The organism is Spartinivicinus poritis (assembly GCF_028858535.1).
GTDB classification, from domain to species: domain Bacteria; phylum Pseudomonadota; class Gammaproteobacteria; order Pseudomonadales; family Zooshikellaceae; genus Spartinivicinus; species Spartinivicinus poritis.
The window spans coordinates 1-6,521 of sequence record NZ_JAPMOU010000106.1 but is presented as its reverse complement, the minus strand read 5'-3'; the positions used below and the strand labels follow the sequence as shown (position 1 = coordinate 6,521).

The 6,521-nt window shown below is 40.6% G+C and carries 8 protein-coding genes; 7 read left to right on the top strand and 1 reads right to left on the bottom strand.

The features are described 5' to 3' along the window. Positions 1-167 precede the first annotated feature (167 nt). A complete protein-coding gene (locus ORQ98_RS28640) occupies positions 168-548 on the top strand; it encodes a helix-turn-helix domain-containing protein (RefSeq protein ID WP_274692249.1) in 381 nt (126 codons plus the stop codon). A 210-nt stretch (positions 549-758) separates the two neighbouring features. On the opposite strand, the gene ORQ98_RS28635 is transcribed toward ORQ98_RS28640, so the two are convergent. Then, positions 759-1,100 carry a transposase gene (locus tag ORQ98_RS28635; protein ID WP_274692250.1) on the bottom strand — a complete coding sequence of 114 codons (342 nt, stop codon included), beginning with the start codon at positions 1,098-1,100 and terminating at the stop codon, positions 759-761. 328 nt (positions 1,101-1,428) lie between these two features. Between ORQ98_RS28635 and ORQ98_RS28630 the strand changes: the two genes are divergently transcribed. The 6 genes from ORQ98_RS28630 to ORQ98_RS28605 all read left to right on the top strand — a co-directional run bounded on the left by ORQ98_RS28630 (position 1,429) and on the right by ORQ98_RS28605 (position 5,879). After that, complete coding sequence (locus ORQ98_RS28630; protein ID WP_274692248.1) at positions 1,429-2,052, top strand: contractile injection system protein, VgrG/Pvc8 family; 624 nt, start codon at positions 1,429-1,431, stop codon at positions 2,050-2,052. Positions 2,053-2,851: 799 nt separating this feature from the next. Beyond that, entirely contained in the window at positions 2,852-3,895 is a 1,044-nt protein-coding gene (locus tag ORQ98_RS28625) for a hypothetical protein (protein WP_274692247.1), read from the top strand. 73 nt (positions 3,896-3,968) lie between these two features. After that, positions 3,969-4,316, top strand: coding sequence for a hypothetical protein (locus ORQ98_RS28620; protein WP_274692246.1), 348 nt, complete (start codon positions 3,969-3,971; stop codon positions 4,314-4,316). A gap of 240 nt (positions 4,317-4,556) precedes the next feature. Further along, positions 4,557-4,811: a type II toxin-antitoxin system HicA family toxin gene (locus ORQ98_RS28615; RefSeq protein ID WP_274692245.1), complete on the top strand. Its 255-nt coding sequence runs from the start codon at positions 4,557-4,559 to the stop codon at positions 4,809-4,811. After that, positions 4,808-5,149, top strand: coding sequence for a type II toxin-antitoxin system HicB family antitoxin (locus tag ORQ98_RS28610; RefSeq protein WP_274692244.1), 342 nt, complete (start codon positions 4,808-4,810; stop codon positions 5,147-5,149). The genes ORQ98_RS28615 and ORQ98_RS28610 overlap by 4 nt, the downstream gene beginning before the upstream one ends. Before the next feature lie 379 nt (positions 5,150-5,528). Continuing rightward, on the top strand, positions 5,529-5,879 hold the full coding sequence (locus ORQ98_RS28605; RefSeq protein WP_274692243.1) for a hypothetical protein: 351 nt from the start codon (positions 5,529-5,531) through the stop codon (positions 5,877-5,879). Positions 5,880-6,521 lie beyond the last annotated feature (642 nt).

Sequence of the window (6,521 nt, the reverse complement as noted above, 5' to 3'; positions counted from 1 at the left end):
AAATATTATGATGTCAATCTACAGCATCTCTCTGAACTCTTAAATACCCATGAAAATATCCAGGTTAAGCGAGAAACTTTGCGCACCGAGAGCTTCCGAATGCATAGCTCAACTTAGCTTTTAATACGTGATTAACTGGCACCTCCTTTCATTAACAGAGGTATGCCATGTCAGACTCCCCTTCACTGGATTCAGTTGCTCAAGCATTTAAAGCTTGGCGAGATAATCAACCTTCTGGACGAAGTAAAACCCCCATTGAGTTACGCCAACAGGCAATTGCTTTATTAGCGGATCATTCTATTTCCCAAGTGATTAAGCGGTTAGGATTAAGTCACTCGGCATTAAAACGCTGGCAACAAACGACAGATACAGTCCAACCAATAAAGACCCCTTTTATAACACTGCCTATGCCAGAAAGTGTATCAGCCCCCTTATGCATCACCTTGTGTTTACCTAATGATACTCACATGGTCATTGAAGGAGACCTGAGTAGCGACCAATTAATGGGTTTAGTTCAAGCCATTCAGTCACCTAAAGGGGCTGCCTAATGATTGTCTTAACAGAATCAACACGCATTTTATATAGCTGGAAATCTATAATGTGGCATAAATAGAATGCCTCTACCCTCAGATACAGCCTGTTTATTGAGCGAATCGACTATGTCACTTTATGATTTTCTAGCTATACCAATCCTGTTTATTAGCTTGTTAAAACAGCCCAGCTCCTGGAGCACAAGCTTTTAATGTTATTTTTCTTATTCACAAATACATTCCATGCCTCACAACAAGACTCAACAATATCATTGAAATTTTTAAAACAACGGTTTGCCAGTGAATCTTCTCTAAGTTTTCCCATATCCGCTCTACTGGGTTAAGTTCTGGGGAAACAGGTGGTAAATTTAATAGCGTGATATTCACAGGTATTTCTAGATGATGAGTCGTATGCCATGCAGCTTGATCAACGATAACCAGTCCGTGTCTTCCCTTGGAAATGGCTTTTGAAATTTCTGTTAAGTGCAACCTCATTGCTTCTATGTTAGCAATAGGTAATACAAGAGCCACTCCTCTATCTTTGGCAGGACAAACAGCGCGGCCTCTAATCTAAAGCGGGACACTTCTTAGTGTTATTTATTAACCATGCTTCCGCAGAAGCAGGGAAATCTGTACTTTATTTAAATTACTCGCTAGCTCCTGATTTTACTGGGTGTCCCGGCTTATAATTGAGGCCAGGAATTGCAGCAGGAAGTGTATTTATTTTGAACAATTCACGCAAAAGCGCAAAGAGTCCACACTTCTTCATTCTAAAGATAAGTGTAGTCAAGATGGGGTCATCCCCCCCCCGGCATGATTATTTATTACACAATCGGTGGAGTAAACTAAAGGATGACTGGAGGTTCTCTCAGAGCAGGACTTCCCACTGTTTCTCCATTTGTTGTATTTAAAAACAGCCGATAATGGTGGTTATCAGCTTGCTATTAACCCTGAATTAGCCCCAATACAGTTTGAGCATATCGACCAGAAAGGGGAGAGTGATTTAAACCTATTAACTAGGCTAGCGAACAAACACAATGCAATAGCCAAAGCCATGGCGAATAAGCTGTATATTGTGCCGAAGGGTGAAAGTAGAAATATTCGTAACCAGAAATTACCTACCATCACTATTAACGACCCACACAACAGTAGTGGTCGTGTTGTTATCAATGAACGCAACGATTACCAGGCTGTTCAAGCTTATTGGTTTTCAGAAGAAAAGCAGCAAAAGATAGCGGTATTGGCAGGGCAGGGCGAGCCTAAATATGTTTTAAGAGAAACCTACAAAACAGCAAAAGAAGCTAAAAGTGCGGCTAGCTCAAGGTTGAACAGGCTAAAGCGAGGTAAAAAGTCACTGTCACTTACACGACCATTGTCGCCAGAGATAGCACCAGAGCAGCGAATAACACTAGTTAATCATAAGACAAGTGCCAATGGTGATTGGGTAGTAAAGACTGTTGAGCATAGTTTAGGCGGTGGGTTTACTGAAACTACTTTGGAGTTGGTGCTACCAAGAGGTTAATCTAGTTGGTCAAAATACTGTATATAAATACAGTATTTTGTTACAATGCCCGATCAAATTTAGAGGCCGCCAGAGCGGAATTGAATGATAAGAAATGATAGAAACAGCAGTTAGACAAAAAACGATCAAAAATACGCTTAATGCAGCCAATATACTACTAGCAGAGTATGCTTGCTTACTGGACTTCGATGCTAAAAATGATCAAAAAGTACTCTATATCAATCAGATAAGAAACGATGTAAAGCTTGTGAACAAAAAATATACACAAACTGCCGACTGACACATTTGTTTTATATCTGATTGATTTGCTGCTAGTATCAACTGGATAACCCACATTAGTAGTATTTTTTCATAGATCAATGGGTTATAGTAAGACACTTTTTGTGTATAGAATGAACAAATGTGGCGACAGGTGAAGTCTGATTGTCACAGAAAAGAAATGAATTTAAGGGTTAAATTTAAGGGTTAACTTATAGGGTTAACTTATAGGCGAAAGCAAAAACTAAACCCCTAAAACCAAAAAAAACCAGTGCTTGAGCAACACTAGGTTTTGAGCTTTTTGGGCGGTCATGTCATGTAAAAGACACAACGAAGCGGTGATGTGCTTTTTAGTGTAATACGTGATCTGGCCTTTAGGCAAGCTTTGGCTAAAAAAAGTGGTCACGTTATGATGAATTTTTTATTTTCTCCTCCAATACATAAGTGCACATATACCCCATATATATTGATCTGTAGGCGATTTGCGTCTATTGGTCTGCGCTCAATCAATTCGTAAGATTTTTTCTTACTCGTTGTCATTATGAGCGCAGTTTTAAGCTGTCAATACCATAGGACTGTCTACCCGGCTGACTTCTCTCGTCTGTTAGGAGTCGGGCAAGAAACCTATTGTCGTTATCTTTGGTCGCCACGAATCAAGGAAAAAGCCTGGCAAGCGACAGGCACACGACAGTCAGGAAAGCCTGTTGTTTCTATCCAAGATTTCAAAGTCAAAGCTGAAGCCTTTTTACCTTCGATAGATAGCAAACGCTGCTCAGTTGATTTGTTTATCTCACCGAATCAGTTTTTTGATTGGCGGAATACAAAGCAGCTAGCGAGCTTGCACGCTAATTGGTTGGAGATAGACACCAAAGGCCATGAGATCCTTTCGGAAGATGATGAGCTGAAAGTTATCTCTGAAGTCTTTAGCCAAATCACACAAGCAGGCTTACCAGAACCAACTGGTTATATTTTATCCGGCACAGGCGGTATACACCTTTATTGGATTTATGCAGGTGTAGAAGCTTACAAGTGGCGTGTAGATATCTGGCGCAACATCACCACGAAGTTAGGTAAAGCGTTGACGGGTAGTGAGCTATGGCATGTCGATTGGGGAGCTAGCCGCGATCCAGCCCGTGTAATGCGAATGATAGGCACCTATCACGGCAAGTCAGGCCGCTTAACCCAAGGTTATATAGGTGGCCCTTTTTACTCGTTTTCTGGTTTAGCCCAAGCGCTTAATGTGTCTTATAAGCAGCCAGTTCCGGCTGTTGCAAGCAGTACAGTTGCTGTATTGCCTAAGAAGAAAGCTACAGCTGTAGTAAGCCCAAGTGATAAAAATAAAGTCACTGGCCGCCACACAATCGGCCAATGGTGGGCAAAAATCTACTTTCATACGCTTAGCCATTTTCGTAAGACAGGTGTGCCAGAGGGTAAGCGTGACTCCGTAGCGTTTATTCTCTATGTCGCTCTACGACACATGAAGTCGAGCGAAGAAGATGCCTTTCAAGACATTCTGACGCTGAATGATGAGCTGATTAAGTTACCCAAAGACCAGCCTTATCAAATACCTCAGTACGGCCCGTAAAACGCACTACAAGTACCGTAAAGATTCAGTAGCTGACTATTTAGAACGCTTATTAGGCGTTGATAGCAGCTTTTTGTTTGAAAATAGTAAAACACCACTCTCACCAGAAGAAGTAAAACAAGCTCAATCTGAAGCAGCACAAACAACCGCGCAAACACGACGGAAGCAGACCCTTAACCAACTATTGGATGCAGTGAAAAAGCTTATGGAGGCTGGCCTAAATGCCACACAAGTAACCATTGCTGAACTAGCTGGTAGGTCAGTTCGAACTGTTAAGCGCTACTGGAGTGAAATTACAAAAGGTAAAGGGGGCATTAGCTCTGCTTGTATATATTCCCCCCCCTTAGAAAGATGGCACCTTATTGTTACTCCATTGATAAAAGTAGGTGTTTTCTTTTGTTGTGTAGGTATCTGTTATTAAGGGTTGTAGGAGTAAGGTGGGCAGAGTGAGTAAAAGTTGTGGGTAAGCTTAAGGGCAGTCTTTAGCTGTCCTAGCTTATCCATCATCTTTTGCCACGGCTTGCTGTCCACCTTGAATCCACTGTAGTTGCTTGTCTGAACACTGGTGTTATTGATTGCGGAGAGCAAATTTCCGGTCTTGTGACCGTGTAACAGAATTTTGCAGTCTTGATATGATATCAATTTTTGATACCATAAAAGTATGAATAATAGACATCGGCGTACGTTGCAGCGTGTTTTTCAAAAGCCAACACTATCAAGCATTGCTTGGCGTGATATTGAGGCGCTGTTTAAGGCGGCAGGTGGTGAGATTCATGAAGGTGCTGGTTCTCGTGTTCATGTGGTATTGAATGATGAGGTAGCCACTTTCCACCGACCCCATCCTGAAAAGGAAGCCTGCAAGGGTGCGGTTGAATCTGCTAAACGGTTTTTAGAGCAGGCTGGAGTTAAACCATGATTAGTTACAAAGGCTACATTGCCTCTGTCACTTATGATGAAGAAGCAGAGGTATTACACGGGCAAATCACAAATACTCGTGATGTCATCACATTTGAGGCTGAGAACGTCAAAGATATTAAGCTGGAAATGAAACGTTCTATTGATACTCATATAGAGTTTTGCAAAAGTATTGGGCGTGAGCCTAGCACACCATTTAGTGGTGAGTTTTTAGTTAGGACTACACCAGAGCATCACGGCGTGTTTATGGCTGCAGCTAAAGAGTCTGGGCTTAGTTTAAATAAATGGGTTGATCAAGTATTAATGAAAGAAGCTGATAAAAGTGGCCCCTTGCTATAAGGGGCTTACCTGAACACTGATGTTACTGGTTGCGTGAAGCAAATTTTAGATTAAACGTGATTTCGTCACGCATTCATTGTAAGAATTACAAGCATGAACAGACAGACTAGTTTTTATCCACAAAATCTGTGGGTAAGGCTGTTGATAGCCATGTTGATTAGATTTAGGTGAATCCTGATTAACTGGATTGAGGGCTTGGTCAGACGGCTGAATTTAAAGCTCTGATACAGATAAGCTCGTCGAAAAATAAGGAGAAGAGATCAAAGAAGCAATTAAAAAGGAAATGGGCACTAAACCCCATCCAGCGAGACTTTTTAGTCTTTGTAAAATGAGCAAACTGCTACACTATATAAATAAAGCTGTTTGATGAGTAGTCGATATGGCAGATAACCAATACTTGCTTAAGTCTGATCAAGGCAAAATAGTTAAAGCCTATGATGGGGTATCATACACAGTGTTCTTTTTTGGGCCTCTTCCAATGTTGTTCTTCAGAAGGGATTTTCCAGGCATTATTCTCTTGCTTATTAGTGTACTTACTGTTATTGGCTTTTGTGTAATTGTAGGTCTTATAAGAGGCTATTATCCTCACCCATTAGATCACTTTGTAGGATTTTGTTTAGTTTTAGCTTGGTCGTTTTTTTATAACGGCTGGCATCGTAAACGCTTGCTTAATGAAGGTTACCAAGTTATTGAAAAGCAGGATATTTCTAGACGAGTTCTTGTACTTTAAAGGAGGGTTAGGTTGCTCTACCTTCAAAATCCAGTCGTTCTTTAAGCTACCAAAAAATCGCTTCACTACAGCACTATCCCAACAAGCGCCTACATCTCCCATTGAAGACCTTATTCGATGTTTTTTTTGCTTTGGACCATGACCTCAAAGTGTGTAACAAAACTGCTCTGATAGCTCATCGCAACGTATATAAACAAAACCATAGGGAAAAATTGTTAATCGGGTCAGAGCGGATATTTTCAAGCCACAACGTTCAAGCTAAGCTGGTTGGCGCTTGGAGTTCTGTCTTCTCTAAGGTACAAGGGCAATAATGGTTATAAGAAGCTCTTATTCAATTTAAACTTACTAAAAACAAACGTCCCAAAAAATTTCCGATGAATGGCCGCTTTTTATATCAATTATATATTGTGAAATGACCAAATTATTGGTACTTTCATCAACAATTTCCATGCTATGAATGGATATAACCATGAAAATGAGAGTAGCCTATTTTTATATATTCCGGCATTGGTCAATTATTGTTTTAAAGTATAATGACTTAAATATAGGTGATAGGGTTGAATAGTGGCTCAATATAGATTCCTGGGGGCTATATTAATAGCCCTACTAAATCACTTAATAACCCTTTACCACGACGTTTTA

Coding starts and splice junctions, on each gene's coding strand:
- ORQ98_RS28605 (WP_274692243.1), top strand. CDS start 5,529: ATGGCAGATAACCAATACTTGCTTAAGTCTGATCAAGGCAAAATAGTT.
- ORQ98_RS28640 (WP_274692249.1), top strand. CDS start 168: ATGTCAGACTCCCCTTCACTGGATTCAGTTGCTCAAGCATTTAAAGCT.
- ORQ98_RS28625 (WP_274692247.1), top strand. CDS start 2,852: ATGAGCGCAGTTTTAAGCTGTCAATACCATAGGACTGTCTACCCGGCT.
- ORQ98_RS28610 (WP_274692244.1), top strand. CDS start 4,808: ATGATTAGTTACAAAGGCTACATTGCCTCTGTCACTTATGATGAAGAA.
- ORQ98_RS28615 (WP_274692245.1), top strand. CDS start 4,557: ATGAATAATAGACATCGGCGTACGTTGCAGCGTGTTTTTCAAAAGCCA.